The sequence below is a fragment of the Sphaerisporangium sp. NPDC005288 genome, assembly GCF_040607475.1.
GTDB lineage: Bacteria > Actinomycetota > Actinomycetes > Streptosporangiales > Streptosporangiaceae > Sphaerisporangium > Sphaerisporangium rhizosphaerae.
In genome coordinates this window covers 123,579-149,662 of sequence record NZ_JBEXGT010000017.1, presented here as the reverse complement: position 1 = coordinate 149,662, position 26,084 = coordinate 123,579, and the positions used below count along the sequence as shown (strand labels likewise).

Genomic DNA, 26,084 nt, shown 5'->3' with positions numbered 1-26,084 from the left:
GTCGCACATCAATGGGTCTGTTCACGGCTGGAATCGCCGCCGGTCTGGTCTTCTTCGTCGTCTCCGCCGCGCCGCTGGTGGTGAACGCCTCGTCCGGGTCCGCCCCAGGGCGGTGGGGCGGGGCGGACCTGTCGGTGCGCGTCGCCGCGTCGCCGCGGGTCGCGCAGCCGGGTCAGTGGCTGTCGTACCAGGTGAAGGTGCGCAACGCCGGACCGGGCGACGCGGTGCTCCCCGTGCTGAAGATCCACCTGCCCGACCAGGTGGACATCGCCGCGGTGAACGTGGCCACCTGCCGTCCTGGGGCCGCGAAGAACGAGGTGGTGTGCCCGTCGCCGGACGACATCGCGGCCGGCGGCTCCGGGGCCGTGACGGTGCTCGGGCTGGTGCGGGCGGGCGCCCGCGGCCCGCTGCGCGCCACGGCCGGTCTGTCGTCGGAGGTCGTCGACGACAACGAGGCCGACAACAGCGCCGAGGTGGTCACCCGGGTCGACGAGGGGGCGGACCTCGCGGTCCGGCTGTCGCCCGCCGCCACCAGCGCCAAGCCGGGGGAGCGGTTCCCGGTCAGGGCGACGGTGCGCAACAGCGGGCCGCGGGTGGTGCGCGACGCGCGGGTCCACTTCACCGAGAACGGGGCGCGGTTCCTGTCGGCCAAGGGCGCCCGCTGCGCGGAACGGCACGGACGGCTGGGCTGCGCGCTCGGGCCGATCAGGTCAGGGGCGCGGGGGACGTTCGACCTGGTCTTCCGGGTGCCCCGCGGCCGGGCGCGCGACGTCGGCGCCAGGGCCACGGTGTACTCCGCGCGCGTGGGCGACCGGCGGCCGGCCAACAACCAGGCCCGCATGCATGTCTCGCTGCGCCACGGCTGACCCCCGGCGCCGTGCGCGCCCGTCCTGCGCCCGCGCGCCGCCGAGCCCGCGCCGGCGCCCGCCCGCGCGGGCCGGCGTCCGTCTCACCCGGCATGGGCGGGACAGGTGGCGCCGGCCGGGCCTCCGCGGGGGTAGGTCGTCGCGAAGACGGCGCCGGCCGCGGCCATGCTCGCGCAGAGCATGATGAGACCGGCGAACGCCATCCTCAGCGTCAAAGGTGAAAAGCTTCCAGCTTTCCTCACGAAGGAGATCTCACCACACGATGACGGAATGAGACTCGGTTTTCGCGGAACGTGATTCCAGTCGGGGCCGCGCGGACCGGCCGGGGTCAGCGCGCGATCGCCGCCCAGGCGTCGGCGACGATGGAGCGCAGGTCGGCGCGCTCGGGCTTCCAGCCCAGCTCACGCTGGATGCGCTCGGAGGAGGCCACCAGCACCGCCGGGTCGCCGGGGCGCCGCTCGCCGGTCACCGTGGGGATGGGGTGGCCGGTGACCTCCCGGCACACCGAGATGACCTCCTGCACGGAGAAACCCGTGCCGCTGCCCAGGTTGTAGACCGTGTGCTCCCCGGGCCGGCAGGCGTCCAGGGCGAGCAGGTGGGCCCGCGCGAGGTCGGCGATGTGGATGTAGTCGCGCACGCAGGTGCCGTCGGGGGTGGGGTAGTCGGTGCCGAAGACGCTCACCGCCTCCCGGCGGCCGAGCGCGACGGCCAGCACGTTCGGGATGAGGTGGGTCTCCACGGCGTGCCGCTCGGCGTACACGCGCCCGTCCGCCGCGGTGTAGGCGCCGGCCACGTTGAAGTAGCGCAGGCTGACGGCGCCGAGGCCGTGCAGTCCGGCGAAGGCGGTCAGCGCCGTGTCCACCGCCAGCTTGGAGGCGCCGTAGGGGTTGGTCGGGCGGGTCGGGGCGGTCTCGGTGATCGGGGTCCCCTCGGGCTCGCCGTAGGTCGCCGCGGTCGAGGAGAACACGATGCGCCGCACGCCGTGACCGCGCATGGCCTCCAGCAGCGCGAGGGTGCCGCCGAGGTTGTTGGACCAGTACAGCGACGGCTTCTCCACCGACTCGCCGACGAGCGAGCGGGCCGCGAAGTGCAGCACGCCGTCGAACGACGGGTCAAGGACGCCGGCCGCCTCGGCGATCGGGGCCTCGGCGAACGAAGCGCCGGCGGGCACCGCGTCGGCGTGCCCCGTGGACAGGTCGTCCAGGACGGTGACCTCGTGGCCCGCCTCGACGAGCTGTGCGGCCACGGCGCTCCCGATGTAGCCCGCGCCCCCGGTTACCAGCAGCTTCACTTGCCCGGCCTCCGTTCGATCGTGTGTGATCGTGTTTGATTTTGTAGGTCTATCGTCTAGCTTACGCGCCTCCGGCGGCAAGCGGACAAGGGGCAGCGGGTACGCTGACCAGATCATCCTGAGCGCCTCACCCGAACGGACATCGACGTGCACAACGTCGCGGCCAACATCGTCCTGGTCCTCGTCTTCGTCCTGATCGGCGGGTTCTTCGCCGCGGCCGAGATGGCCCTGGTCTCCCTGCGTGAGAGCCAGATCCGGCGGCTGGCCGAGGAGGGCCGGCGTGGCGCGCGTGTGGCGCGGCTGGCCCGCGACCCCAACCGCTTCCTGTCGGCCGTGCAGATCGGGGTGACCGTCGCCACCGTGCTGTCGGCCGCCGTCGGCGCCGACACGCTGGCCGGCCAGCTCCAGCCCGTCATCGCCCGCTCCGGGCTGCCCGCGGCCTCCGCCCGGCCGCTGGCGCTGGTGGTGGTCACCCTCGCGATCTCCTACGTGACGCTGGTCCTCGGCGAGCTGGCGCCCAAACGCCTGGCCCTGCAGCGGGCCGAAGGGCTGTCCATGGTGGTCGCCCCGTTCCTTGACCGGCTGGCCGCGCTGTCGCGCCCGGTGATCTGGCTGCTGTCGAAGTCCACCGACGGGGTGGTCAAGCTGCTCGGCGGCAACCCCCAGGCCGACCGCGCCGAGATGACCACCGAGGAACTGCGGGACATGGTCGTCGGCCACCAGGAGCTCACCAAGGACGAGCGCGACCTGATCGACGAGGTCTTCACCGCCGGGAAGCGCCACCTGCGCGAGGTGATGCTGCCGCGCACCGAGGTGGAGTTCATGGCGCTGGACACGCCTCTGGCCGAGGCGGCGATCCTGGCGGCGGCGATGCCGCACTCCCGGTTCCCCGTCTACCGCGACTCCTACGATGACATCGTCGGGTTCGTCCACGTCCGCGACCTGCTCGATCCGGTGCTCACCGGGCGCATCGAGCCGATCGGCGAGCTGGTGCCCATCAGGCCGGTCAAGCTGCTGCCGGCCACCAAGCGGGTTCTGCCCACGCTGAGCGAGATGCGCGACGACGGCCAGCATCTGGCGATCGTCGTCGACGAGTACGGCGGCACGGCCGGCATCGTCACCATGGAGGACCTGGTCGAGCAGCTCACCGGCGACATCCGCGACGAGTACGACGCCGACGGCGAGTCCGTGCGCCTGGTCGCCGGCGAGATGGAGATCGACGGCCTGGTCAACCTTCCGGACTTCGCCGCCGAGACCGGCATCGAGCTCGAGGCGGGCCCGTACGAGACGCTCGGCGGCTACGTCATGGCCGCGCTCGGCCACCTGCCCGAGATGGGGGAGCAAATCGAGCGGCCCGCCTGCACGCTGATCGTCACCGAGATGGACGGCCGCCGCGTCGCCCGCGTCCGCGTCATCAGAAAGGTCGTCGCGCCCCCTGCCGAGGACCCTGAGGAGGCCCGGGACCCCTCCTGATCCACGGGGACATGCCCCGTGCGCGAGTCGCGGACGGTCCCCGACTCCTGACACAATTGAGTGCTATGGCCAGACCTCGCGTGCTCTCCGGCATCCAGCCCACCGCCGAGTCCTTCCACCTCGGCAACTTCCTCGGCGCCGTGCGCCAGTGGGTCGACATGCAGGAGACCCACGACGCGTTCTACTTCATCGCCGACCTGCACGCGATCACCGTGAACCCGTCGGCCGCCGACCTGCGCCGCCGCACGCGCGTGTCCGCCGCCCAGCTCTTCGGCGCCGGTCTGGACCCCGAGCGCAGCACGCTGTTCGTGCAGAGCCAGGTCCGCGAGCACAGCGAGCTCGCCTGGATCCTCATGTGCAACACCGGCATGGGCGAGGCCGCCCGCATGACCCAGTTCAAGGACAAGTCGGCTAAATACGGCGAGAGCTCGGCCGGGGTGGGCCTGTTCACCTATCCGATCCTCCAGGCCGCCGACATCCTGATGTACCAGGCCGACTTCGTGCCGGTCGGCGCCGACCAGAAGCAGCACCTGGAGCTCACCCGCGACCTGGCCCAGCGCTTCAACAGCAGGTACGGCCAGACCTTCAACCTCCCCGCGCCGTTCATCCCCAAGGAGGTCGAGAAGATCACCGACCTCCAGGATCCGCTGGCGAAGATGTCCAAGTCCTCCTCCAGCCCGCAGGGCCTCCTGGAGGTCCTGGAGGAGCCGGGGCCGCTGCGCAAGAAGGTCATGCGCGCGGTGACCGACACCGGCTCCGAGGTCGTCGCCGACCCCGAGAACAAGCCCGGCGTCACCAACCTGCTGCGCATCCAGTCGGTGCTCAGCGGCACGCCGATCCCCGAGCTGGAGGCCCGCTACGCCGGCCTCGGCTACGGCGCCTTCAAAAAGGACGTCGCCGAGGTGGTCGTCGAGGCCTTCGCGCCGATCCGCGAGCGCACCGAGAAGCTCCTGGCCGACGAGGCCGAGCTCGACCGCCTGCTCGCCGTCGGCGCCGCCCGCGCCTCGGCCGTGGCCCGCGAGACCATGGAGGCCGTCCGCGACCGGGTCGGCTTCCTGCCCAAGCTCTGACCACACCGTCCCGGTGCCCGAAGGCCCCGCGGGCGGGCTCGCATACCGTACACCTGTGGGGTAGATGGCCTGCATGGGAAGCACGTGGGCCTCGATCCTGCGCACGATCGAGGCCGTCAAGCGGTGGGGCCGGGTCAGGACCGAACGCTCCCGCGTGCGCTGGCCGTGGCTGGACCACCTGATCCGCACCTTCCACCGCTACCAGAGCCAGCGGGGCGACCGGCTGGCGGGCGCGGTGACCTACTTCGCCTTCCTGTCGTTCTTCCCCCTGCTGGCGCTGGCGTTCGCCCTGTTCGGGTACGTGCTCACGCTGCGGCCGGACGCGCTGACCACGCTGGTGAAGGCCATCGACCAGCAGCTTCCCGGCCTGGCCGACCAGTTGCGCGTCCAGGACCTCGCCACGGCCCGGGGCAGCGCGGGCGTCATCGGCCTGCTCGGCCTGCTGTACGCGGGTCTCGGCGTCGTGGACGCGCTGCGCGACGCCGTCCACGAGATCTGCGTGAGCTGCGAGCCGCCGATGAACTGGTTCGTCGGCAAGCTGCGCGACCTGGTCGCCCTGCTGCTGATGGGCCTGACGCTCGTGGTGTCGGTCCTGGTCGGCGGGTTCGCCGTGCAGGCCACCGGCACGATCGTCGGCTGGCTCGGGCTGGCCGACTCGGTCGTGGCCGCGGCGCTCGTGCGGACGGCCGGCGTGCTGATCAGCATCGCCGCCGACATGCTCGTCTTCCTGGTCATCCTCGGCTGGATGGGCAAGGTGGGCGAACCCCTGTTCACCACGCTGAAGGGCGCGCTGCTCGGCGCCGTCGGCTTCGGCGCGCTCAAGCAGGCGGCCACGCTGCTCCTCTCGCACACCCTCAGCAACCCGATCTACGGCACGTTCGCGGTGATCGTCGGCCTGCTGGTGTGGCTCAACCTGTCCAGCCGCTGGGTGTTGTACGTCGCCGCCTGGACCTCCACCGCCAACGGCGCCCCGCCTCCCGAGCCGACCCCCGCGCCCGCCGGCGGGTACGAGTGAGGGCCCGCCGCGCACACATCTATACAGCGCTGAGCACGTTCGATACAGAGTGAGGGGCCCGCTGAGCGGTCACACCTCGGACGGCTCCTCGCGCCGGGTGCGGGAGCGGCGGCGCACGCCGTAGACGACCCACACCACGCCGCCGAGCAGGCCCGCGGCCACGACGCCGGCGCCGATGCCGACCAGGGGGGAGTCCTGCGCCGCGACGACGGGCCGGGGCGAGACGGCGGGGACGGCGCCGGGCGGGCCGCCGACCGGCTTGGTCGGCTTGACGTCGGGGACGGGGGAGACCAGGGTGCCGACGGCGGCCACGTGGCCCCGGGAGGCGAACCCCCAGTCGAGCAGCTCCTTGACCTCCTCCCAGAACCCGCCCTCGTGGTGCATGATCGAGACGATGATGGTGTGCCCGTCGCGCCGGGCCGCGCCGGCGAAGCTGCCGAGCGCCTTGGTCGTCCAGCCGTTCTTGACGCCCATCATGCCGGGGTAGCGGCCGAGCAGCCGGTTGTGGTTGGCCATCTCGTAGTGCTTGCCGCCGGGGGCGGGGAAGTTCGCCACCTTGGTGCCGACGTATTCCCGGAAGTCGGCGTTGGCCAGCCCGGCGCGGGCGATGAGCGCCAGGTCGTAGGCCGAGCTGCTCTGGCCGGGCTTGTCGAGGCCGTTCGGCGTCTTGGCGACGGTGTCCAGCGCCTGCAGCCGCTTGGCCTCGGCGTTCATGTCGGCCAGGGTGCGGGGCAGGCCGCCGTTGGCCTCGGCGAGCGCGACGGCCGCGTCGTTGCCGGAGACCATCATCAGCGCGCGGAGCAGGTCGCGCACCCGGTAGATCTTGTGCTGGGTGAGCCCGACGGCGCTGCCCTCGACGTTGCACGCCTCGGCGCTAGGCTTGATCAGCTTGGTCTTGTCGAGCTTGGGGATGAGCGTGACGGCCGTGAGCATCTTCAGGGTGCTGGCCGGCAGGTAGCGCCCGTGCGGGTCCTTGGCGGCCAGTACCTCGCCGGTGTCGCCGTCGGCCACCACGAAGGCCGACGCCCCGGTCTTCGGCAGGGCCGCGGCCGCCGGGTCGACCACCACGCCGTGGCGGCCGAGCATCCCGCCGCCGACGGGCGCGGTGTCGTCGGTCGCCGAACGCGCCTGGGCGGGGGTGACGAGCGTGAGCCCCCCGGCGAGCGCGAGCGCGCTGACTGCTGATACGTGCTTCATCCCCATAGGGAATTCAGAGTAGCTTTGTCGCTTTTCACGTGGGGCAAGACACGACAAAGATCGCGAGTGTGCCTGGTCAGTAACCGTGGAGGTACCATGGAGGCGGTGAAGATGACACGACGTATGGCCGGCTTTCTGCTGGTCCTGGCCGCTTTCATGGTCGTCGAGTGGGTCATGCTCGGGTTCAACCTCGCCGACGGGCATCCCACGGCCTTCTATGTGGTGCACGGCATCCTGATCGTCGTCAACGTGGTGCTCGCCGTCGTGGTCGGGGTCATCGGCTGGCGCGCCTGGCGTCCGCGGCGCCCCGCCGATCGCTGAGCCTGGCCTCCGTCCGCATATAAGCCCTCCTGCGCGGGCAGAGACGGTTAACGACCGTTTTGCGGTTGACCATGCATGAGTGGGTACCTCCTCCGGTCTGGTGGCCAAAGTGCGGAAAGCCGTAAGTCGGGACGTACTGGGGTGACCGTAGGGTTGGCCGATGCCGTCGCGAAGGCGGAGACTCGGCCTTGGGACCTTTCGCATGGAGGCGTGCTGTGCCAATCGAGTTCAATCCTTCGCGCGGCCCGACACTGGGCGTCGAATGGGAACTCCAGCTTGTCGACAAGCGCACCCGCCGTCTGCGCCAGGACGCGCGCCTGGTGCTGGACGCGGTCCCCGAGTTGAGCGAGAGCCCGCGTCCGAAGGTCATGCACGAGCTGATGCAGTCCCAGCTCGAGGTGATCACCGACGTGTGCCACACGGTGTCGGAGGCCGTGCGCGACCTGCGCACCACCATCGACCGCCTGCGGCAGGTGGTCGACCCGCAGGGGATGGCCCTGGCCTGCACCGGCACCCACGCCATCAGCGACTGGCGCGAGGCCGTCTACGCCCCCGTCCAGCGGTACACCGAGCTGGTCGAGGAGATGCAGTGGCTGGCATGGAGGATCCAAACATTTGGCGTACATGTCCACGTGGGGGTGCGGGAAAGGGATAAAGTCATCCCCATCGTCAACGCACTTGCGGCCTACCTGCCGCATTTCCTCGCGCTGACGGCCTCCAGCCCTTACTGGGGCGGCCAAGACACCGGGCTCGCCTCCAGCAGGGCCATCGTCTTCGGTTCTCTGCCGACAGCGGGACCGCCGCAGATGCTGGCCGACTGGGCCGAGTTCGAAGAGTACATGGACACCCTGAAGCGCGCGGGGACCATCAAGAGCATTAAGGAAGTGTGGTGGGACATCCGGCCACACCCCGACTTCGGCACGATTGAGATTCGAATGTTCGACGGTATACCGACCCTTCGGGAGGTCGGGATGGTGACGGCGTTGTCGCAGTGCCTCGTGCAGCAGTTCGACCAGCAGCTCGATCGCGGGTATCGCCTTCCGCACCCCGCGCCCTGGGTCGTGCGCGACAACAAGTGGCGGGCCACCCGCTACGGGCTGGACGCCTACGTCATCACCGACGACCACGGATCGACCGCGCCGATGCGCGACATGCTCTATGAGCTGACGCGCGAGCTCGCCCCGGTGGCCGAACGCCTCGGCTGCCCCGAAGAGCTCGCCACCATCACCGACGTGGTGGAGCAGGGCAACTCCTGCGAGCGCCAGCGCGCGATTCTCACCGGAGGCGGCACCCTGGACGACATCGTCGACGCGACGATCGTCGAACTCGCGGAGGACCGCTTCGTCACCACCAACCTGCGAACGTCGAACGGGGCGATGGGCCATGCCGGCAAGTGATCTAAGGGGCGAGCTCGACGCGTTCCTGGGCGCTCACAACGACTCCCTGATCGGGTTCCGGCGTGACCTGCACGCCCACCCCGAACTCGGTTTCGTCGAGCACAGGACCACCGAGCGAATCGCCGAGCGGCTCGCCGCCGCCGGGCTCGTCCCGACCCCCCTGCCCCGCGGCACCGGCCTGATCTGCGACATCGGCAGCGGAGGCGGCCACACCGTCGCCCTGCGCGCCGACATCGACGCCCTTCCGCTGCCCGACGAGAAGGACGTGTCCTACCGCTCGACCGTCCCGGGCGTGTGCCACGCCTGCGGCCACGACGTGCACACCGCGATCGTCCTCGGCACCGGGCTGTTCCTGGCCGAGCAGGCGGCGGCCGGCCTGCTGCCCGGGCGGGTGCGCCTGATCTTCCAGCCCGCCGAGGAGGTCATGCCCGGCGGCGCGCTGAAGGTGCTGGAGGCCGGCGGCATCAGCGGCGTCGACCGCATATTCGGCCTGCACTGCGACCCCCGCGTGGAGGTCGGCAAGCTCGGGCTGCGCGTCGGCCCGATCACCGGCGCCTGCGACAAGGTCAGCGTCCGCGTCGCCGGCCCCGGCGGCCACACCGCCCGCCCTCACCTGACCGCCGACCTCGTCTTCGCCCTCGCCAAGATCGTCACCGAGCTGCCGGCCGCCCTGAGCCGCCGCGTCGACCCCCGCTCGTCGCTGTCGCTGGTGTGGGGCCGGGTCCAGGCGGGCTCGGTCGCCAACGCCATCCCCGACGACGGCGTCGCCGAGGGCACCATCCGCTGCCTGGACGAGCAGGCCTGGCACGAGGCCCCCGATCTGTTCAAGTCGCTGCTGGACTCGGTCGCCATCGCCTACGGCGTCGAGGCCGAGATGAACTACCTGCGCGGCGTCCCGCCGACCATCAACGAGGCCACCAGCGTGCACATGCTCCGCGAGGCGGCCCACCAGGTGCTCGGCCTGGAGTCCACCGTCCCCACGCCGCAGTCCCTCGGTGGCGAGGACTTCGGGTGGTACCTGGAGTCGGTGCCCGGCGCCTACGCCCGGCTCGGGGTGCGCGCCCCGGGGGAGACCCGGCAGATGGACATCCACCAGGGCACCTTCGACGTGGACGAGAGCTGCATCGGCGTCGGCGTGCGTGTGATGGCCGCCACAGCCCTGACCTCTCTGTGGGACGGATGCACCGTCTCGGCCGAGAGGTCCGACGCGCAGCCCGTCACCGCCTGACGGCGCCAGGCCCGACGGGGACGTCCGAAAGGCGGCTCCCCGTCTCCCCATCTCGCGGTTCCGCAGGTCACAGGGTGGCGTGAGCTGCATAACGGACCTATTTCGGAGCCGGGCGGCGGTTTGGCCAACACCGGTCAAACAACTATCTTCCGTGCAGGGTTGCCGTGCGGTCTGCTTCGCGCGTGCACACGAGTTGGACGGCGAAGAACACGGAAGGAGTCACCTTGCTCCGCATTCACGCAGGCAAGTTGGCCGCCACGACCGCGGTGAGCGCCATGCTCATGGCCGTAGCGGCATGTGGTGGCAGCGGATCGGAAGGCACCGACGCGGCGTCCCCGGGCGCGTCGAGCGAGGCCTCCGCGCCGGCGGCCGCAGGGCCCAAGGTCGGCCTGGCGTACGACATCGGCGGGCGCGGTGACCAGTCGTTCAACGACGCCGCCGCCGCGGGCCTGGAGAAGGCCAAGACCGATCTGAAGATCACCGACGCCAAGGAGCTCGAGGCGGGGGCCGGCGAGACCGGCGCGCAGAAGGAGCAGCGGCTCCGCCTGCTCGCCCAGAGCGGCTACAACCCGGTCATCGCGGTCGGCTTCGCCTACTCCGAGGCGATCAAGAAGGTCGCGGGCGAGTTCCCCGACACCAAGTTCGCGATCATCGACGACGCCGCCCAGGGGCCGAACATCTCCAACCTGGTGTTCGCCGAGAACGAGGGCTCCTTCCTGGTCGGCGCCGCCGCGGCGATGAAGACCAAGAAGGACCACATCGGCTTCGTCGGCGGCGTGCAGGTGCCGCTGATCAAGAAGTTCGAGGTCGGCTTCACCAAGGGCGCCCAGTCCGTCAAGCCCGACATCAAGGTCGACGTCAAGTACCTCACCCAGCCGCCGGACTTCGGCGGGTTCAACGACCCGGCCAAGGGCAAGACCGCCGCGCAGGGCATGTACGACGCCGGCGCCGACATCGTCTACCAGGCCGCGGGCGGCTCGGGCGGCGGCGTCTTCGAGGCGGCCAAGGAGTCCAAGGCGCTGGCCATCGGCGTGGACTCCGACCAGGCCCTCACGGCCGACGAGAGTGTGCGCAGTGTCATCATGACCTCCATGCTCAAGAAGGTCGACGTCGCGGTGTTCGACTTCCTCAAGAGCTACGTGGACGGCACCGTCAAGGCGGGCCCGACGACCTACGACCTCAAGGCCGGGGGCGTCGACTTCTCCACCACCGGCGGCCAGGTCGACGACATCAAGAACAAGCTCGACGAGTACAAGCAGAAGATCATCAGCGGCGAGATCAAGGTTCCCTCCGAGTGATCCGCTGACGGTCCAGGGGCCCGGGTCCGCATCACCGGGCCCCTTGGGCTACTGTCGGTTCACCGCTCAGCCACGCGAGGCCGCGGCACCCGCCCGCGGCCGGCCCGCGTGCCGGTTACGGCTCCGCCCGCGGGCGCGGGCCGCGATTCCAGAGCCCCGTCAGATCCGCCGACACGGCCGGCCGCCGTGCCCCACCGGGCGCCGGCCGCGCCACCGAGGCCGTCCGCATGGAGGAGGCCGCCATCAGCACTTCGACTTCTTCGGCTCCCGCCACGGAGCCCGCCGTCGAGCTCGAGGGGATCACCAAACGATTCCCCGGCGTCGTCGCCAACCGTGACATCCGTCTCACCGTGCTGCGCGGGCACGTGCACGCCATCGTCGGCGAGAACGGCGCGGGCAAGTCCACGCTCATGAAGATCCTATACGGCATGCAGCGGCCGGACGAAGGCGTGATCCGCGTCAACGGGTCGCCCGTCTCCTTCCGCACGCCGGGGGACGCCATCGCCGCCGGCATCGGCATGGTGCACCAGCACTTCATGCTCGCCGACAACCTCACCGTCCTGGAGAACATCATCCTGGGCAGCGAGCCGCGCAAGGGCGGCATCGGCATCGACTTCGCCGCCGCCCGCCGGAAGATCAAGGAGATCTCCGACGCCTACGGCCTCGGCGTCTCCCCTGACGTCCTGGTCGAGGACCTCGGCGTGGGCGCCCGGCAGCGCGTCGAGATCCTCAAGGTCCTCTACCGCGGCGCGCGCATCCTGATCCTGGACGAGCCGACCGCCGTGCTGGTGCCCCAGGAGGTCGACGAGCTGTTCGACAACCTGCGCGGACTGGTCCGCGAGGGCCTCACCATCATCTTCATCTCCCACAAGCTGGACGAGGTGCTGCGCGTCGCCGACGCCATCACGGTCATCCGGCGCGGCACCACCGTGGCGAGCGTGGACCCGGGGGACGTCACGGCCCGGCGGCTCGCCGAGCTGATGGTGGGCAGCGAGCTGCCCAGCCCCGAGACGCGCGAGTCGACGGTCACCGACCAGGTGGCCCTCGCCGTGCGCGGCCTGACCGTGCGCGCCGGCGACGGACGGGCGGTCGTGGAGGACGTCTCGTTCGACATCCGCAAGGGCGAGGTGCTCGGCATCGCCGGCGTCGAGGGCAACGGGCAGGCCGAACTGGTCGAGGCCATCATGGGCATGCGCCCCGCCGAGGGGACAATCACCCTGGACGGCGCCGACATCTCCGCCTGGGCGACGTTGCGCAGGCGCGAGGGCGGCATCGGCTACATCCCCGAGGACCGCCACCGGCACGGCCTGCTGCTCGGCGCCCCCCTCTGGGAGAACCGCATCCTCGGCCACCAGACCCGCAGGCCCAACGTCAAGGGGCCGTGGATCGACCGGGCCGGCGCCCGCGCCGACACCGAGCGCATCGTCCGCGAGTACGACGTGCGCACCCCCGGCATCGACGTGGACGCCATGGCGCTGTCCGGCGGCAACCAGCAGAAGCTCATCGTCGGCCGCGAGATGAGCAGCGAGCCGGTCGTCCTGATCGCCTCCCACCCCACGCGGGGCGTGGACGTGGGCGCGCAGGCCGCCATCTGGGACCACCTGCGGGCCGCGCGCGCCAGAGGGCTGGCCGTCCTGCTGATCTCGGCCGACCTCGACGAGCTGATCGGCCTGTCGGACTCCCTGAAGGTCATCCTGCGCGGCCGCATGGTCGCCGACGTGGATCCGGCGACCGTGACCCCCGAACAGCTCGGCTCCGCCATGACCGGCGCCACGGCCGAGCCCGCGGACCAGCTACCGGCCGCCTCCGACGGCCCTGAGCGACTCGGCTCGGCGGCGGCCGAGGCCGGGGAGGAAGCATGAGTTCGTCCTTCACCGACCGGCTGCTCGGCAGGGTCAGGCTCGGCGGCGTCCTCGCGCTGGCCGCCCCCGTCCTGGCCGTCGTCTTCGCCGGCGTCGTTACCTCGATCATCCTGCTGCTCAACGGCAACCAGCCGTTCCAGACGCTCGGGCTGCTGCTGGACTTCAGCGCCACCCCCTCCATCCAGGTGCTGATCCTCAACACCGCCACCACCTACTACATCTCCGCCCTCGCCGTGGCGATCGGGTTCCGGATGAACCTGTTCAACATCGGCGTGGACGGCCAGTACCGCCTGGCCGTGCTGGTCGCCGCCGCGGTCGGCGGCGCGGTCACCCTGCCCGGCCCCCTGCACGTCGGCGTCATCATGCTGGTCGCCGTGCTCGTCGGCGGCCTGTGGGCGTCGATCGCCGCGGTGCTGAAGACCGCGCGCGGGGTCAGCGAGGTCATCTCCACGATCATGCTGAACGCCATCGCCACCGGCTTCGGCGCCTGGCTGCTCACTCCCGGCCGGCTGGCCGTCCTGAACGGCAACAACGTCGGCACCAAGCCCATCGGCCCGTCCGGGCACTTCCCCGGCATCGCGCTCGTCTCCGGCACCCAGGCCAAGGTGTTCGGGATGATCATCGTGGCGGCCGTGCTCGGCGTGGCCTACCACGTCGTGCTGAACCGCACCCGCTTCGGCTTCGACCTGCGGGCCACCGGCCGGTCGGAGACGGCGGCCGTCGCCAGCGGCATCAACGTCAAGAAGATGGTGCTGTACACGATGATCCTGTCCGGCGCGGTCGCCGGGCTCGTCGGCCTGCCGCAGCTGCTCGGCGCGTCGTACTCCTACAGCCTGGACTTTCCGGCGGGCCTGGGCTTCACCGGCATCGCGATCGCCCTGATGGGACGCAACAACCCGATCGGCATCGCCGTGGGCGCCCTGCTGTGGAGCTTCCTGGACAACTCCAACGACATCCTGGACTTCAACGGCATCCCCAAGGAGATCGTGATCATCATGCAGGGCACCATCGTGCTCTCGGTCATCATCGCCTACGAGCTGGTCCACCGGTACCGCGCGGTGGCCGAGCAGCGCCGGGTCAGCCGCCAGCTGTCCACCGCGGCCCCCACCGAGCCCCAGGGAGCGGCCGTATGACGGTCACCGGCCTGTCCGCCAAGGCGCCGGCCGCGCCCCCGGCCGCCCGGCGTCTCACGCTCAACTGGCAGGTGGCCCTGCTGGGCGTCCTGGCGCTGCTGGTCATGATGTCGCTCGCCCGGGTCGTCACCGGCGCCAACGACATCACCTCCGGCGGCACCATCGGCGCGGCCATCGGGCTCGCCGTCCCCATCGGCCTGGCCGCCCTCGGCGGACTGTGGTCCGAGCGGTCCGGCGTGGTCAACATCGGCCTCGAAGGCATGATGATCCTCGGCACCTGGTGCGGCGCCTGGGGTGCGCTGACCTTCGGCACCCCGTGGGCCGGCGTCATCGCCGGGACCATCGGCGGGGCGCTGGGCGGTCTGCTGCACGCCGTCGCGACCGTCACCTTCGGCGTCGACCACATCATCTCCGGCGTCGCGATCACCCTGCTCGGCCAGGGTGTCACCCAGTACCTGTCCAAGCTGGTGTTCGTCGGCATGAAGGGCGGCGGCGAGACCCAGTCGCCGCGCATCCCGCCCATCGAGACCGTCAGCGTCCCCGGCATCGGCACGCCGCTGCGCGACCTGGCCAACACGCACGTGTTCCTGCTCTCGGACCTCGCCGGCGTGCTCTACGGCGTGACGCAGAACGTGTCGCTGTTCGTCATCCTCGCCATCCTGCTCGTCCCGCTCAGCTTCTACCTGCTGTGGCGCACGGCCTTCGGGCTGCGCCTGCGCTCGTGCGGCGAGAGCCCGGTGGCCGCCGAGTCGCTCGGCGTCAACGTGTACCTGTACAAGTACCTCGCCGTCGTGGTCTCCGGAGCCCTGGCCGGGCTCGGCGGCGCGTTCCTGTCGATCGTGGCCGCGGGCATCTACCGGGAGGGCCAGACCGGCGGGCGCGGCTTCATCGGCCTCGCCGCCATGATCTTCGGCAACTGGCGGCCGGGCGGCCTGGCCGGCGGCGCGCTGCTGTTCGGGTACACCGACGCCCTGCAACTGCGCCAGGGCGGCACCTCGGTCCACGCGCTGCTGCTGGTCGTCGCGATGCTGCTCGCCGCGTTCGCCGTCTACCAGCTCGTACGGCAGCAGCGGGGCCGCGCGGCGCTGTTCACCGGGATCTTCGCGGTCCTGGTCTTCGCGGTGTTCGCCACCACCGACACCGTGCCCGAGCAGTTCACCTCCTTCACGCCGCACCTCACGACGTTGCTGGTGCTGTCGCTGGCCTCCCAGCGGCTGCGCATGCCGGCGACCGACGGCCTGCCGTACCGCAAGGGCCAGGCCACGTGAGACGGCCGTACCGCCACACGGGCCAGGCCACGGGACGGCCACGCCACGACAACAGGCGGGCCGGCGCGAGCCGGCCGTGCCATGACCGACGCCATCGGAACCACGGGGGAACCAGCACGTGAGCGACACCGGCACCACCGACGTCCCCATCGACTGGGACGCGCTGCGCGAGGCCGCGACCGACGCGATGGCCAACGCCTACGCGCCCTACTCCAAGTTCCCGGTGGGCGCCGCCGCGCTCGTGGACGACGGCCGCGTCGTCACCGGGTGCAACGTCGAGAACGCCTCCTACGGGCTCGGGCTGTGCGCCGAGTGCGGGCTGGTGTCGGCGCTGCACGCCTCCGGCGGCGGGCGGCTGGTGGCCTTCACGTGCGTGGACGGCCACGGCGAGCTGCTCATGCCGTGCGGCCGGTGCCGCCAGCTCCTGTTCGAGCACGGCGGTCCCGAGCTGCTCGTGGAGACCCCCGACGGCGCGTGGCGGATGGCCGAGGTCCTGCCGCACGCCTTCGGCCCCGACGATCTCTCCCGCGGCGCCTGACGCGCGACGCCGACGTCCGGCGCGTGATGTCCGGCGTGTGATGTCCGGCGTGTGATGCCTGACGCGCGACCGGCGTCCCTGGCTCGCGCGCACGCGCCTCAGGCCGCGCGCGAGCGCCCTGTCCGCCCTTCCCGGCGCCCGCCTCGCGGGCGCCGGGACCGTACCTTTCATGCCCGACCACCGTTCCGGGGGATCCTGAGTTCATGGACGCGATCGACGTCATCGTCACCAAGCGGGAGGGCCGCGAGCTCTCCTCCGAGCAGATCGCCTGGGTGGTGGACGCCTACACCCGCGGCGAGGTCGCCGACGAGCAGATGTCGGCCCTGGCCATGGCGATCCTGCTCAACGGCATGGGCCGGCGCGAGATCGGCCGGTGGACGGAGGCCATGATCCGGTCCGGGGCGCGCATGGACTGGTCCGGGCTCGACCGGCCCACCACGGACAAGCATTCGACCGGCGGCGTGGGCGACAAGATCACGCTGCCGCTCGCTCCGCTCGTGGCCGCCTGCGGCGCCTACGTCCCGCAGCTGTCCGGGCGCGGTCTCGGCCACACCGGCGGCACCCTGGACAAGCTGGAGTCGATCCCCGGCTGGCGTGCCTCCTTGTCCAACGACGAGATGCTCGCGGTCCTGCGGCAGGCCGGCGCGGTGGTGTGCGCCGCCGGCGACGGGCTCGCCCCCGCCGACAAGAAGCTCTACGCGCTGCGCGACGTCACCGGCACCGTCGAGTCGATCCCGCTGATCGCCTCGTCGATCATGTCGAAGAAGATCGCCGAGGGCACGGGCGCGCTGGTGCTCGACGTCAAGGTCGGCTCGGGCGCGTTCATGAAGAACGTCGAGACGGCCCGCGAGCTCGCCCGCACCATGGTCGACCTCGGCACCGACCACGGGGTCACCACGGTGGCCCTGCTGACCGCCATGGACCGCCCGCTGGGCCTCACGGTCGGCAACGCCCTGGAGGTGGCCGAGGCCGTCGAGGTGCTCGCCGGCGGCGGTCCGTCCGACGTCGTGGAGCTCACCGTGCTCCTCGCCCGTGAGATGCTGGCCGCGGCCGGGATGAGCGGCAAGGACCCCGCGGACGCGCTGAACGACGGCTCGGCCATGGACGCCTGGCGTCGCATGATCAGCGCGCAGGGCGGCGACCCGGACGCCGGACTGCCCGCCGCCGCCGAGACCACGCAGGTGACGGCGCCGTCCTCGGGCGTCCTCGCCACCCTGGACGCCTATCAGGTGGGGCTGGCCGCCTGGCGTCTCGGCGCGGGCAGGGCCCGCAAGGAGGACGCGGTGTCCTTCGGCGCGGGCATCACCCTGCACGCCAAGCCCGGCGACACCGTCCGCGAGGGCCAGCCGCTGCTGACCCTCCACGCCGACGACCCGTCCCGCTTCGACCGGGCCCTCCAAGCCCTCACCGGCGCCTACGCCATCACCGAGGGCCCCGTTGAACTGCTTCCACTGGTCATCGACCGCGTCACCGCCTGACCCACTCGGCGCCGGCGGTCCTGCGACGGCGCGGGGGTGAGCCTGCGAGCCTCAGCGCCGAGCGGGCCGTCGTGGCGAGGGGTCCACTCGCGCGGACTCCTTCGCTCGGTCAGCGGGGGAGGTCGGTGAGGGAGGTGTTGAGGACGGCGCGGTGGGTGGGCAGGGCCTGGCGGTGGCGTTCGATGCCGGCCTCGGTGATCTGAACGAACACCCCGCGCCGGTCGACCTCGCACATGTTGCGGCACACCAGGCCGGCCTTCTCCAGGCGGGAGATCAGGCGCGAGAGGGCGCTCTGGCTGAGGTGGACGGCGTCGGCGAGTTCCTGGACGCGGTACTTGCCGTGGTCGGACTCGACCATGCGGTCGAGGACCTCGAAGTCGCTGACACCGAGCCCATGCTTGTCGCCGAGCTCGCGCTCGAGCGCGCACCAGGTCGTGGCATGACAGGCGAGGATCTCCCGCCATGAGCTCACGACATCGACATCGTCGTCCATGACGTGACTGTAGCATGCGTCGTCAATAAATGCACGGGAATTAAATGCTTGTGCATTGAATGTATGTGCATGTACTGTCCTGTCCCATGTCCCTCACCTCACATGACCAGCGTTGGGATGCACGCCTCTGGGGGGCGCTGACCGTGCTCAGCGCCGTGATCTTCCTCGATGCGCTCGATGTCTCGATGGTGGGAGTGGCCCTACCGTCCATCCAGGCCGACCTCGGCCTGTCCACCTCCACCTTGCAGTGGGTCGTCAGCGGGTACGTCCTGGGCTACGGCGGGCTGCTCCTGCTCGGTGGGCGCACCGCCGACCTGCTCGGCCGCCGCAGGGTCTTCCTGACGGCCCTCGCGGTCTTCGCCGTGGCCTCGCTGCTCGGCGGCCTGGTCGACAACGGCAGCCTGCTCATCGTCGCCCGGTTCATCAAGGGCATCAGCGCGGCCTTCACCGCGCCCGCCGCCCTGTCGATCATCACCACGACCTTCGCCGAAGGCCCGGCCCGCAACCGGGCGCTCAGCATCTTCACCGCCTGCGGCGCCAGCGGCTTCTCCCTCGGCCTCGTCCTGTCCGGCTTCCTCACCGAGCTGGGCTGGCGCTGGACCTTCCTGAGCCCGGTGCCGGTCGCGATCATCGCCCTCGTGGCGGGCTTCAGGCTCCTGCCGCGCCACTCCGGCGAGGAGCGCACCCACGGAGGCCACGACCTGGTCGGCGCCGCCACCATCACGTTCTCGATGCTGCTGTTCGTGTTCGCCGTCGTGCAGGCCCCCGAGGCCGGCTGGGGCTCGGTGCGCACGCTGGCGAGCCTCGCGGGCGCCGTGGCCCTGCTCGCGCTGTTCGTCGTCACCGAACTGCGGGTCAAGCACCCGCTCGTCCGCCTGGCCATCCTGCGCTCGGGCCCGCTCGTGCGGGCCAACCTCGGACTGGTGGTCCTGTTCGGCTCCTACGTCAGCTTCCAGTTCGTCGCCATGCAGTACTTCCAGAACCTCCTGGGCTGGACCGCGCTGCACACCGCGCTGGCGTTCCTCCCCGCGGGTCTGCTCGTCGCCCTGACCTCCACCAAGATGGGCGACTTCGCCGACCGGTTCGGCACCGCCCGGCTGATCGCCATCGGCTCGGTGTCTCTGGTCGCCGGGTACGCCGTGTTCCTCGGCGCGGGGGAGCACCCGAGCCTGGCCACGATGGTCATCCCCGGCATGCTGCTGCTCGGCATCTCCTTCGCCCTCATGTTCCCCTCGCTGAACATTCAGGCCACCGCGGGGGTGGCCGACGACGAGCAGGGCCTGGCCTCCGGGCTGCTCAACACCTCCGGCCAGGTCGGCGGGGCGCTGATGCTCGCGGTCGTGACCGCCGTGGTGACCGCTCACGGGGGCGCGGTCACCATGCCGGCGATCAGGTCCTCGTTCGCGGTCTGCGCGGTGATCGCCCTCATCGGGCTCGGCATCGCCCTGACCGGCCTGTTCGCCCGCCGCGCGACCTCCCCGGCCGCGAAGGGCGAGCAGGAGGGCGGCGACCTGCCCGTCCTGGAGAACGCCTGATCCACGGCCGGCTCCGATCCAGGCCGGTCCGGACCGCCTCCGTCCTCCCTCCGCCCTCATGACGTCCCCTCGTCCAGGCCCTCGGTGCGCACGCGCCGGGGGCCTGGCGCACGCGGTGGCGTCCTTTCGGAGGTCAAGGGGCACATCGGACACATTTTCGGGTTACGGAGTTTCTCCGCGAACCTGTGAGGCATTCTCGGGGTCAAAGGAGTAGGCGCATTCAGTGGAGGAGCCGAGGCCATGAACAGGATCGCCGTCGCAGCCGCCCTCCTGCCTGTGGCCCTGGCCACCGCCGCCTGCGGCGCGGCGCCCGGGTCCGACACCTCCGCGAGCAGCACGCCCGCCGCGTCCTCGCCAGGCCCTACTCCGACATCCCCGGACCTGTCCGTCTCCTCACCGGCCGTGACACCAGCGGTGACGCCCGTCGTGACGCCGTCCGGGCGGACCGTCCCGACGCCGGGCGAGACGGGCGGCGTCCCGCCGGTCAGCCAGGCGCCGACCGCCGGCGCGAGCGAACCGCCCGCGCCCACGAGCACCAGGCGGGTCGCCGTCACGCGCTCTCCCGAGCGGCCGCCCGTGGTCACGGGGGCGCGGTTCGCCGCGCATCCCGGGTTCGACCGGGTCGTCATCGACCTGCGGGGCGCCAAGACCGGCTACAGCGTCGACTGGGTGCGCAAACTGTACGAGGACGGCTCGGGCAAGCTCGTGGACATCAAGGGCGGGGCGTACCTGCAGGTGATGCTCAAGCCCGCCAACGCCCACACCGAGAACGGCAGGCCGACCTTCCCCCGGACGCCCGTCCTGCGGCCCGGGCTGCCGAACCTCCTCGGCGTCGTGCGCACCGGCGACTACGAGGGCGTCGTCACCGTGGCGCTCGTGCTGCGCGAGCGCGCCGGGTTCCGCGTCTTCGAGCAGTCCGACCCCGCCCGCCTGGTCATCGACGTCGCCCACTGACGCCCGGCGTCCGCCCGCCGATCCGCGGCCGGCCGGCGCGGACGGCGGAGCCGGTCGCGCACCCCCTTGGACGGAATTGGACATAGTTCTCATGTACGCCTCCTAGACTGGCCGCGTGGTACGCAGAATCGCGGGCGCGACCCGCATCCCGGTCCCGGGTGGGAAGGTCATCGACGAGTACGTCGGACGGGTCAACACCGGCGACGACCAGGTGTCCATCGCCCACATGGTGGCTCCGGCGGGATGGGAGGAGCCCGCCCAGACGCCCGAGTTCACCGAGTACACCCTCGTGCTGCGCGGCACCGTCGTGGTCGAGCACGAAGGGGGCACGACAGAGGTGCACGCCGGTGAGGCGATCACGACCCTGCCGGGCGAGAAGATCCGCTACACCGCCGGCCCCGAGGGCGCCGAGTACGTCGCGGTCTGCCTGCCCGCGTTCTCGCCCGACACCGTGAACCGCGACGAATGAGCCGGGGCTCCGGCAGACCACTCTCTAGGATGTTGCGATGACTCAGCAGCCCACACGTGACGGCATCCGCAAGGCCCCGAAGGTCCTCCTGCACGACCATCTCGACGGCGGCCTGCGGCCGCAGACGATCATCGACCTGGCCCGCGAGACCGGATACGACAGGCTGCCGAGCAAGGACGCCGACAACCTGCGCGAATGGTTCCGCGAGGCGTCCGACTCGGGGTCCCTCGAACGCTACCTGGAGACCTTCGACCACACCGTCGGGGTCATGCAGACGCGCGAGTCGCTGATCCGCGTCGCCGCCGAGTGCGCCGAGGACCTCGCCGACGACGGGGTCGTCTACGCCGAGGTCCGTTACGCCCCGGAACAGCACACCTCCGGCGGACTCAGCCTCGACCAGGTGGTCGAGGCCGTTCTGGAGGGCTTCCGGGTCGGGTCGGAGGGGCGCGGCATCCGGGTCGGCACGCTGCTGACCGCGATGCGCCACCAGGCGCGGTCCATGGAGATCGCCGAACTGGCCGTGCGCTACCGCGACGTGGGCGTCGCCGGGTTCGACATCGCCGGCGCCGAGGCCGGGTACCCGCCCACCCGCCACCTGGACGCCTTCGAGTACCTCCAGCGGGAGAACGCCCACTTCACCATCCACGCGGGCGAGGCGTTCGGGCTGCCGTCCATCTGGCAGGCCATCCAGTGGTGCGGCGCCGACCGGCTCGGGCACGGCGTGCGCATCATCGACGACATCCAGGTCGCCGAGGACGGCACCGCCAAGCTCGGCCGGCTCGCGGCCTACGTGCGCGACAAGCGCATTCCGCTGGAGATGGCCCCCACGTCGAACCTGCAGACCGGAGCGGCCTCGTCGCTCGCCGAGCACCCGATCGGCCTGCTGCGCCGCCTGTACTTCCGGGTCACCGTCAACACCGACAACAGGTTGATGAGTGACACCAGTGTGTCCCAGGAATTCGCCAACCTCGTCGAAACCTTCGACTACGGGTGGGACGATCTGCAGTGGTTCACGGTCAACGCCATGAAGTCGGCGTTCATCCCGTTCGACGAGCGGCTGGCGCTGATCAACGGTGTCATCAAGCCGGGCTTCGCGCAGCTCAAATGGCAGGCGTGAGCAGTGCGCGGGAGGCGTTAGCGTGGTGACCGCCTGCTGAACGGAAAGGTAGCGGTGAGCGAGCGGTGAAGCCACAGGTCTTCCGGTCCAAGATCGCATGGGTGCTCGGCTGGGTGTGGATGGTGTTCGCCGCGCTGAACACGGCCGACCTGATCGCCCACGGCAGCATCCCGTCGGCGCTGGTCGCGGGCGCGGTGCTCGCGGTGCTCACCGCCGCCGTCTTCGTCGGCTGCCTGCGCCCGGCCGTCCTCGCCCGCGAGGACGGCATCTTCGTGCGCAACCCGCTGCGCAACTACTTCGTGCCGTGGAAGGCCATCGACGGCATCCACGTCTCGCACGCGATCATCATCGAGTCGGGCGACGACAGCGTGCGCTGCTGGACGCCGCAGGCGAGCGCCCGCGAACGGGCCAAGGCCGTACGGCGCGGCACCGCCGGCGTCCCCGCCAAGGCCGGGCGCTACCCCAGCACCCAGCCCCAGCTCTCCAAGGCCGAGCACGCGGCGGCGCAGGCCATGGCCGGCCGCACGCATGCCGACTGGGTCGCCCAGCAGCTCACCGAACTGGTCGAGAAGAAGTCCCGCACCGCCGGCGAGAGGGCGCCCCTCACCGCCACCTGGTCCCCCTCGGCCCTCGGCGCCCTGGCCGCCGCCCTCATCCTCGTCATAGCCGCCCTCATCACCTCCTGACCACCCCCCGGCACGAGGCTTGGCCGCCGATCGTCCACCGTCTCCCCGCTGCCACTCCGGCCCCAAGGACGCCGAGGCGGCGGGTCGCGGTACGGCGGCTTCGGCGTCCCGGTTACGGCGGCCTGCTCGTCTTGTGCCGTGCCCCGTCCCGTCCGCCCCCGGCGTTCGCCCCACCAGGCGCCGAGGCGGCGGGTCGTGGCACGGCGGTTCCGGCGCCCTCGCTACGGTGGTCCACCGGCCGCTCCGGAGGTGGGGCGTGCCGTGGGCTCAGAGGCCGAGGGCAGCGGTGAGGTCGGTCTTCAGGGCGTCCAGGTCGCTCGCCGCCAGCGTCCTGGCGTCGGAGACTGTGCCGGTCACCGGGACGACGACCTCCAGGTAGCACTTCAGCTTCGGCTCGGTGCCCGACGGGCGGACCACCACGCGGGCGTCGCCGTCCAGCCGGTAGCGCAGCCCGTTCGTCGGCGGCAGGCCGTCCACGCCCGCGGTCAGGTCCTCCGCCGAACCGACCGCCCGCCCGCCGAGCGCCTGAGGCGGCCGGGAGCGCAGCCGTTCCATCGCGGCGGCGATGAGCGACAGGTCGGCGACCCTGAACGAGAGCTGCGCGGTCGCGTGCAGGCCGTACCGCTGCGCCTGCTCGTCCAGCAGGTCCAGAAGCGTCTTGCCGTCCCGCTTGGCCCGCGCCGCCATCCCGGCGACGGTGAGGGCCGCGCCGATGCCGTCCTTGTCGCGCACGGGCAGCCCCTGGTCGGACCCGACGCTGTGGCCGAGCGCCTCCTCGTACCCGTAGACCAGCCCGTCGCCGGCCTTGACGATCCACTTGAAGCCGGTGAGCGTCTCGGCATGGCGCACCCCGTGCGCCTTGGCGATCTTGGTGAGCAGGGACGAGGACACGATCGACTCGGCGACCAGGCGGTCCGGCGCGGTGGTGTGCTCGATGACGTACTCGCCGAGCAGCCCGCCGACCTCGTCGCCGGTCAGCATGCGAAAGCCGCCGTCCCGCGTGGGCACGCCCACGGAGCAGCGGTCGGCGTCCGGGTCGTTGGCGATGACCACGTCGGCGCCGGCCTTCTCGGCCAGCCGCAGCGCCAGGTCCATCGCGCCCGGCTCCTCCGGGTTCGGGAAGGCCACCGTCGGGAAGTCGGGGTCGGGGGCGAACTGGGCCTCGACCACCGCGGGCGGCTCGAACCCGGCGACGGCGAAGGCTTGCAGCAGGAGCTCCCCGCCCACCCCGTGCATCGGGGTGTAGACGGTGCGCAGGTCGCGATCGTCCCCGATCGGCAGCGCGGTGATCGCGGCCAGGTACGGCTCGACGATGTCCGCCTCGCTCAGCGTCCGCCACTCCTGGCCCAGCGGCAGCCGGTCCACCGGGCCGACGGCGTCGATCGCCGCCGAGATCTCCACGTCGAGCGGCGGGACGATCTGGGCGCCGTCCCCCCAGTAGACCTTGTAGCCGTTGTCGCGCGGCGGGTTGTGGGAGGCGGTGACCATGACGCCGGCGTCGGCCCCAACGTGCCGCACGGCGAAGGCGAGAACGGGAGTGGGCCAGTGGTGGCCCATCAGCGAGACGCGCAACCCCGCCCCGTTCAGCACCGCCGCCGAGTCGCGGGCGAACACGTCGGAGTTGTGCCGGGCGTCGTACCCGATCACGACGTGCCCGCCCGGCCCCAGCCGCGCGGCCAGCCCGGCGGCCGCCCGCATGACGGTCACGCGGTTCATCCGGTTCGGCCCCGCGCCCAGCTCGCCGCGCAGCCCGGCCGTGCCGAACTCCAGCTTGGCCCCGAACCGGTCCTGGAGCGCCGCGGTGTCGCCGCCGTCGAGGATCCGCCTGAGCTCCTGCCGGGTCTCAGGGTCGGGATCCTGCGCCAGCCACTCCTCCGCCCGCCGCACGAGATCGGACATCACACCCCTTTGCTCGCATTTTTGCCTCACCCGCCGCCCGAACTAAGGGGCCCTACAGCTTGTTGACGACCTTGGCCAGCAGGACGCCCATGCGGGCCGCTGTGGCCCTGCCGACCTCCAGGACCTCCTCGTGGTTCAGCGGCTCGCCGGCCAGCCCGGCGCCCGGGTTGGTCACCAGCGAGATGCCCAGCACCTCGGCCCCGGCCTCGCGCGCGGCGACGGCCTCCAGGACGGTGGACATGCCGACCAGGTCCCCGCCCAGCGTCCGCAGCATGCGGATCTCCGCCGGGGTCTCGTAGGTCGGCCCGCGGAAGGCGACGTACACGCCCTCGGCCAGCGACGGGTCGGCCTCGCGCGCGAGCTCGCGCAGCCGCCGCGAGTAGACCTCGGTCAGGTCGATGAAGGTCGCGCCCGTGATCGGGTTGGCGCCGGTCAGGTTGATGTGGTCGCTGATCAGCACCGGGTCGCCGACGTCCTGCGTCTCGGGCCGCAGCCCGCCGGCCGCGTTGGTCAGCACGACCGTGCCCGCCCCGGCCGCGACGGCCGTCCGCACGCCGTGGACCACCGGCTCCACGCCCCGGCCCTCGTACAGGTGGGTGCGGCCCAGGAAGATGAGCGCCTTCCTGCCCGACTCGGTCTCGACCGCCCTGACCTTCCCGGCGTGGCCGGCCACCGACGGCGCGGCGAACCCCGGCACCTCGGTCACGTCGTGCTCGGCGATCGTCGTCCCGATGGCGTCGGCGGCCGGGACCCACCCCGACCCCATGACCAGCGCGACATCGAAGGACTCAACCCCGGTGAGGGCCTTCAGCACCCCCGCCGCCTCCGCGGCCAGTGAATAAGCGTCTTTGCTCACGCTCACCGAGGCTACAACCGGATGCCTCCCACCAACACACGCCGGTACCCGTGCACCCGCGCACGTGACCCGGGCCGCCGAGGCGAATCGGCGGAAGCCAAGGGGCGTCAGTTCGAGGAGATGATCCCGACGACGTTCTCCGCAGGGATGGTGCCGTCGCCCAGAGACTTCTGGAAGGAGCGGGAGTCGATGGCCGCGTCGCGGTTGTCCCCCATGGTCCAGATGCGCCCCGGTGGCACCGTGACGGGACCGAAGCTCCGGTAGCCGGACGAGCGAGCGATGTAAGGCTCGTCCAGGAACTCAGGCGAACATCAGGCTTCAGGACAGGCGTACGAGGCGTGGCGGTTGGGGGTGCAGCAGGTGATGTTGAGGGTGAGGAATCTGCCGGCTGTCAGCCAGATGCCCCATTGGACGTCCACGCCGCCGGTGAGTGACTCCTCGGCGTTGGCCAGGCGGGTGTCCAGGCCGATGCGGGCCTCGCCGGCCGGGTGGAGGAAGGACGGCTCGGCGGCCCTGTAGCGTTCGGCCAGCCAGGTCAGTGCCTCGGCGACGGTCTCCGGGGAGGTGTCGATCATGCTGGCGGGTTTGAGCAGCCAGTCGCAGGTCCGCATGGGAGGCAGAGGCGAGGCTCGGAACGCGG

At 71.4% G+C, this 26,084-nt stretch carries 26 protein-coding genes; 18 read left to right on the top strand and 8 right to left on the bottom strand.

What is annotated here, in order from left to right; all coding sequences use genetic code 11:
• The first annotated feature begins 11 nt into the window (after positions 1–11).
• The gene (locus tag ABZU32_RS18245; protein ID WP_354923584.1) at positions 12–866 is read left to right on the top strand and encodes a hypothetical protein; all 855 of its coding nucleotides are present in this window, start codon (positions 12–14) and stop codon (positions 864–866) included.
• Positions 867–949: 83 nt separating this feature from the next.
• Here the strand turns inward: ABZU32_RS18245 and ABZU32_RS18240 are convergent, their stop codons facing one another.
• Complete coding sequence (locus tag ABZU32_RS18240; RefSeq protein ID WP_354923581.1) at positions 950–1,081, bottom strand: hypothetical protein; 132 nt, start codon at positions 1,079–1,081, stop codon at positions 950–952.
• A gap of 113 nt (positions 1,082–1,194) precedes the next feature.
• Entirely contained in the window at positions 1,195–2,157 is a 963-nt protein-coding gene (gene galE / locus ABZU32_RS18235; protein ID WP_354923579.1) for a UDP-glucose 4-epimerase GalE, read from the bottom strand.
• A gap of 147 nt (positions 2,158–2,304) precedes the next feature.
• Between galE and ABZU32_RS18230 the strand changes: the two genes are divergently transcribed.
• The 3 genes from ABZU32_RS18230 to ABZU32_RS18220 all read left to right on the top strand — a co-directional run bounded on the left by ABZU32_RS18230 (position 2,305) and on the right by ABZU32_RS18220 (position 5,715).
• Positions 2,305–3,630, top strand: a complete 1,326-nt coding sequence (locus tag ABZU32_RS18230) for a hemolysin family protein (RefSeq protein WP_354923576.1) — start codon at positions 2,305–2,307, stop codon at positions 3,628–3,630.
• Between the two features lie 65 nt (positions 3,631–3,695).
• Positions 3,696–4,700 (top strand): tryptophan--tRNA ligase, encoded by a 1,005-nt coding sequence (gene trpS, locus ABZU32_RS18225; protein WP_354837344.1) that lies wholly within the window; start codon positions 3,696–3,698, stop codon positions 4,698–4,700.
• A 73-nt stretch (positions 4,701–4,773) separates the two neighbouring features.
• Positions 4,774–5,715 carry a YihY/virulence factor BrkB family protein gene (locus ABZU32_RS18220; RefSeq protein WP_354923574.1) on the top strand — a complete coding sequence of 314 codons (942 nt, stop codon included), beginning with the start codon at positions 4,774–4,776 and terminating at the stop codon, positions 5,713–5,715.
• A gap of 69 nt (positions 5,716–5,784) precedes the next feature.
• Here ABZU32_RS18220 and ABZU32_RS18215 read toward each other — a convergent pair whose 3' ends face one another.
• Positions 5,785–6,912, bottom strand: a complete 1,128-nt coding sequence (locus ABZU32_RS18215) for a D-alanyl-D-alanine carboxypeptidase (protein ID WP_354837340.1) — start codon at positions 6,910–6,912, stop codon at positions 5,785–5,787.
• 111 nt (positions 6,913–7,023) lie between these two features.
• On the opposite strand from ABZU32_RS18215, the gene ABZU32_RS18210 reads away from it, so the two are divergent.
• The 9 genes from ABZU32_RS18210 (at position 7,024) to ABZU32_RS18170 (ending at position 17,435) form a co-directional block, all read left to right on the top strand.
• A complete protein-coding gene (locus ABZU32_RS18210) occupies positions 7,024–7,233 on the top strand; it encodes a hypothetical protein (protein WP_354837338.1) in 210 nt (69 codons plus the stop codon).
• Between the two features lie 215 nt (positions 7,234–7,448).
• The gene (locus ABZU32_RS18205) at positions 7,449–8,630 is read left to right on the top strand and encodes a glutamate--cysteine ligase (protein ID WP_354923571.1); all 1,182 of its coding nucleotides are present in this window, start codon (positions 7,449–7,451) and stop codon (positions 8,628–8,630) included.
• The gene (locus ABZU32_RS18200; protein WP_354837334.1) at positions 8,617–9,858 is read left to right on the top strand and encodes a M20 family metallopeptidase; all 1,242 of its coding nucleotides are present in this window, start codon (positions 8,617–8,619) and stop codon (positions 9,856–9,858) included. Before ABZU32_RS18205 ends, ABZU32_RS18200 begins: the two co-directional genes overlap by 14 nt.
• Before the next feature lie 224 nt (positions 9,859–10,082).
• Entirely contained in the window at positions 10,083–11,156 is a 1,074-nt protein-coding gene (locus ABZU32_RS18195) for a BMP family ABC transporter substrate-binding protein (protein WP_354923568.1), read from the top strand.
• 227 nt (positions 11,157–11,383) lie between these two features.
• A complete protein-coding gene (locus ABZU32_RS18190) occupies positions 11,384–13,018 on the top strand; it encodes an ABC transporter ATP-binding protein (RefSeq protein ID WP_354923566.1) in 1,635 nt (544 codons plus the stop codon).
• Positions 13,015–14,151: an ABC transporter permease gene (locus ABZU32_RS18185; protein ID WP_354923563.1), complete on the top strand. Its 1,137-nt coding sequence runs from the start codon at positions 13,015–13,017 to the stop codon at positions 14,149–14,151. Before ABZU32_RS18190 ends, ABZU32_RS18185 begins: the two co-directional genes overlap by 4 nt.
• Positions 14,148–15,419, top strand: coding sequence for an ABC transporter permease (locus ABZU32_RS18180; RefSeq protein ID WP_354923560.1), 1,272 nt, complete (start codon positions 14,148–14,150; stop codon positions 15,417–15,419). The genes ABZU32_RS18185 and ABZU32_RS18180 overlap by 4 nt, the downstream gene beginning before the upstream one ends.
• Before the next feature lie 118 nt (positions 15,420–15,537).
• The gene (locus tag ABZU32_RS18175) at positions 15,538–15,957 is read left to right on the top strand and encodes a cytidine deaminase (RefSeq protein WP_354837324.1); all 420 of its coding nucleotides are present in this window, start codon (positions 15,538–15,540) and stop codon (positions 15,955–15,957) included.
• Positions 15,958–16,160: 203 nt separating this feature from the next.
• The gene (locus ABZU32_RS18170; RefSeq protein WP_354923557.1) at positions 16,161–17,435 is read left to right on the top strand and encodes a thymidine phosphorylase; all 1,275 of its coding nucleotides are present in this window, start codon (positions 16,161–16,163) and stop codon (positions 17,433–17,435) included.
• A 109-nt stretch (positions 17,436–17,544) separates the two neighbouring features.
• On the opposite strand, the gene ABZU32_RS18165 is transcribed toward ABZU32_RS18170, so the two are convergent.
• Entirely contained in the window at positions 17,545–17,928 is a 384-nt protein-coding gene (locus ABZU32_RS18165; RefSeq protein ID WP_354923555.1) for a MarR family transcriptional regulator, read from the bottom strand.
• Positions 17,929–18,014: 86 nt separating this feature from the next.
• On the opposite strand from ABZU32_RS18165, the gene ABZU32_RS18160 reads away from it, so the two are divergent.
• The 5 genes from ABZU32_RS18160 to ABZU32_RS18140 all read left to right on the top strand — a co-directional run bounded on the left by ABZU32_RS18160 (position 18,015) and on the right by ABZU32_RS18140 (position 22,689).
• Entirely contained in the window at positions 18,015–19,463 is a 1,449-nt protein-coding gene (locus tag ABZU32_RS18160; protein WP_354923552.1) for an MFS transporter, read from the top strand.
• 240 nt (positions 19,464–19,703) lie between these two features.
• Positions 19,704–20,417, top strand: coding sequence for a hypothetical protein (locus ABZU32_RS18155; RefSeq protein WP_354923549.1), 714 nt, complete (start codon positions 19,704–19,706; stop codon positions 20,415–20,417).
• Between the two features lie 115 nt (positions 20,418–20,532).
• Positions 20,533–20,886, top strand: coding sequence for an AraC family ligand binding domain-containing protein (locus ABZU32_RS18150; RefSeq protein ID WP_354923547.1), 354 nt, complete (start codon positions 20,533–20,535; stop codon positions 20,884–20,886).
• 37 nt (positions 20,887–20,923) lie between these two features.
• The gene (locus tag ABZU32_RS18145; protein WP_354837307.1) at positions 20,924–22,003 is read left to right on the top strand and encodes an adenosine deaminase; all 1,080 of its coding nucleotides are present in this window, start codon (positions 20,924–20,926) and stop codon (positions 22,001–22,003) included.
• Positions 22,004–22,068: 65 nt separating this feature from the next.
• On the top strand, positions 22,069–22,689 hold the full coding sequence (locus tag ABZU32_RS18140) for a PH domain-containing protein (protein WP_354837306.1): 621 nt from the start codon (positions 22,069–22,071) through the stop codon (positions 22,687–22,689).
• A gap of 267 nt (positions 22,690–22,956) precedes the next feature.
• On the opposite strand, the gene ABZU32_RS18135 is transcribed toward ABZU32_RS18140, so the two are convergent.
• From ABZU32_RS18135 to ABZU32_RS18120, 4 genes are all read right to left on the bottom strand, one after another.
• A complete protein-coding gene (locus ABZU32_RS18135) occupies positions 22,957–24,588 on the bottom strand; it encodes a phospho-sugar mutase (RefSeq protein WP_354923544.1) in 1,632 nt (543 codons plus the stop codon).
• 52 nt (positions 24,589–24,640) lie between these two features.
• Positions 24,641–25,444, bottom strand: coding sequence for a purine-nucleoside phosphorylase (locus tag ABZU32_RS18130; protein WP_354923541.1), 804 nt, complete (start codon positions 25,442–25,444; stop codon positions 24,641–24,643).
• A 107-nt stretch (positions 25,445–25,551) separates the two neighbouring features.
• A complete protein-coding gene (locus ABZU32_RS18125; RefSeq protein WP_354923634.1) occupies positions 25,552–25,725 on the bottom strand; it encodes a S26 family signal peptidase in 174 nt (57 codons plus the stop codon).
• Between the two features lie 30 nt (positions 25,726–25,755).
• Positions 25,756–26,055 carry a hypothetical protein gene (locus ABZU32_RS18120; RefSeq protein WP_354923538.1) on the bottom strand — a complete coding sequence of 100 codons (300 nt, stop codon included), beginning with the start codon at positions 26,053–26,055 and terminating at the stop codon, positions 25,756–25,758.
• Positions 26,056–26,084: the final 29 nt, after the last annotated feature.

Excerpts from the sequence above, each read along its gene's own strand:
- ABZU32_RS18155 (WP_354923549.1), top strand. The coding sequence starts at position 19,704 with ATGAACAGGATCGCCGTCGCAGCCGCCCTCCTGCCTGTGGCCCTGGCC.
- ABZU32_RS18160 (WP_354923552.1), top strand. The coding sequence starts at position 18,015 with ATGTCCCTCACCTCACATGACCAGCGTTGGGATGCACGCCTCTGGGGG.
- ABZU32_RS18190 (WP_354923566.1), top strand. The coding sequence starts at position 11,384 with ATGGAGGAGGCCGCCATCAGCACTTCGACTTCTTCGGCTCCCGCCACG.
- ABZU32_RS18120 (WP_354923538.1), bottom strand. The coding sequence starts at position 26,055 with ATGCGGACCTGCGACTGGCTGCTCAAACCCGCCAGCATGATCGACACC.
- ABZU32_RS18165 (WP_354923555.1), bottom strand. The coding sequence starts at position 17,928 with ATGGACGACGATGTCGATGTCGTGAGCTCATGGCGGGAGATCCTCGCC.
- ABZU32_RS18215 (WP_354837340.1), bottom strand. The coding sequence starts at position 6,912 with ATGAAGCACGTATCAGCAGTCAGCGCGCTCGCGCTCGCCGGGGGGCTC.
- ABZU32_RS18210 (WP_354837338.1), top strand. The coding sequence starts at position 7,024 with ATGACACGACGTATGGCCGGCTTTCTGCTGGTCCTGGCCGCTTTCATG.
- ABZU32_RS18220 (WP_354923574.1), top strand. The coding sequence starts at position 4,774 with ATGGGAAGCACGTGGGCCTCGATCCTGCGCACGATCGAGGCCGTCAAG.
- trpS (WP_354837344.1), top strand. The coding sequence starts at position 3,696 with ATGGCCAGACCTCGCGTGCTCTCCGGCATCCAGCCCACCGCCGAGTCC.
- ABZU32_RS18135 (WP_354923544.1), bottom strand. The coding sequence starts at position 24,588 with ATGTCCGATCTCGTGCGGCGGGCGGAGGAGTGGCTGGCGCAGGATCCC.
- ABZU32_RS18185 (WP_354923563.1), top strand. The coding sequence starts at position 13,015 with ATGAGTTCGTCCTTCACCGACCGGCTGCTCGGCAGGGTCAGGCTCGGC.
- ABZU32_RS18200 (WP_354837334.1), top strand. The coding sequence starts at position 8,617 with ATGCCGGCAAGTGATCTAAGGGGCGAGCTCGACGCGTTCCTGGGCGCT.
- ABZU32_RS18170 (WP_354923557.1), top strand. The coding sequence starts at position 16,161 with ATGGACGCGATCGACGTCATCGTCACCAAGCGGGAGGGCCGCGAGCTC.
- ABZU32_RS18245 (WP_354923584.1), top strand. The coding sequence starts at position 12 with ATGGGTCTGTTCACGGCTGGAATCGCCGCCGGTCTGGTCTTCTTCGTC.
- ABZU32_RS18180 (WP_354923560.1), top strand. The coding sequence starts at position 14,148 with ATGACGGTCACCGGCCTGTCCGCCAAGGCGCCGGCCGCGCCCCCGGCC.
- ABZU32_RS18145 (WP_354837307.1), top strand. The coding sequence starts at position 20,924 with ATGACTCAGCAGCCCACACGTGACGGCATCCGCAAGGCCCCGAAGGTC.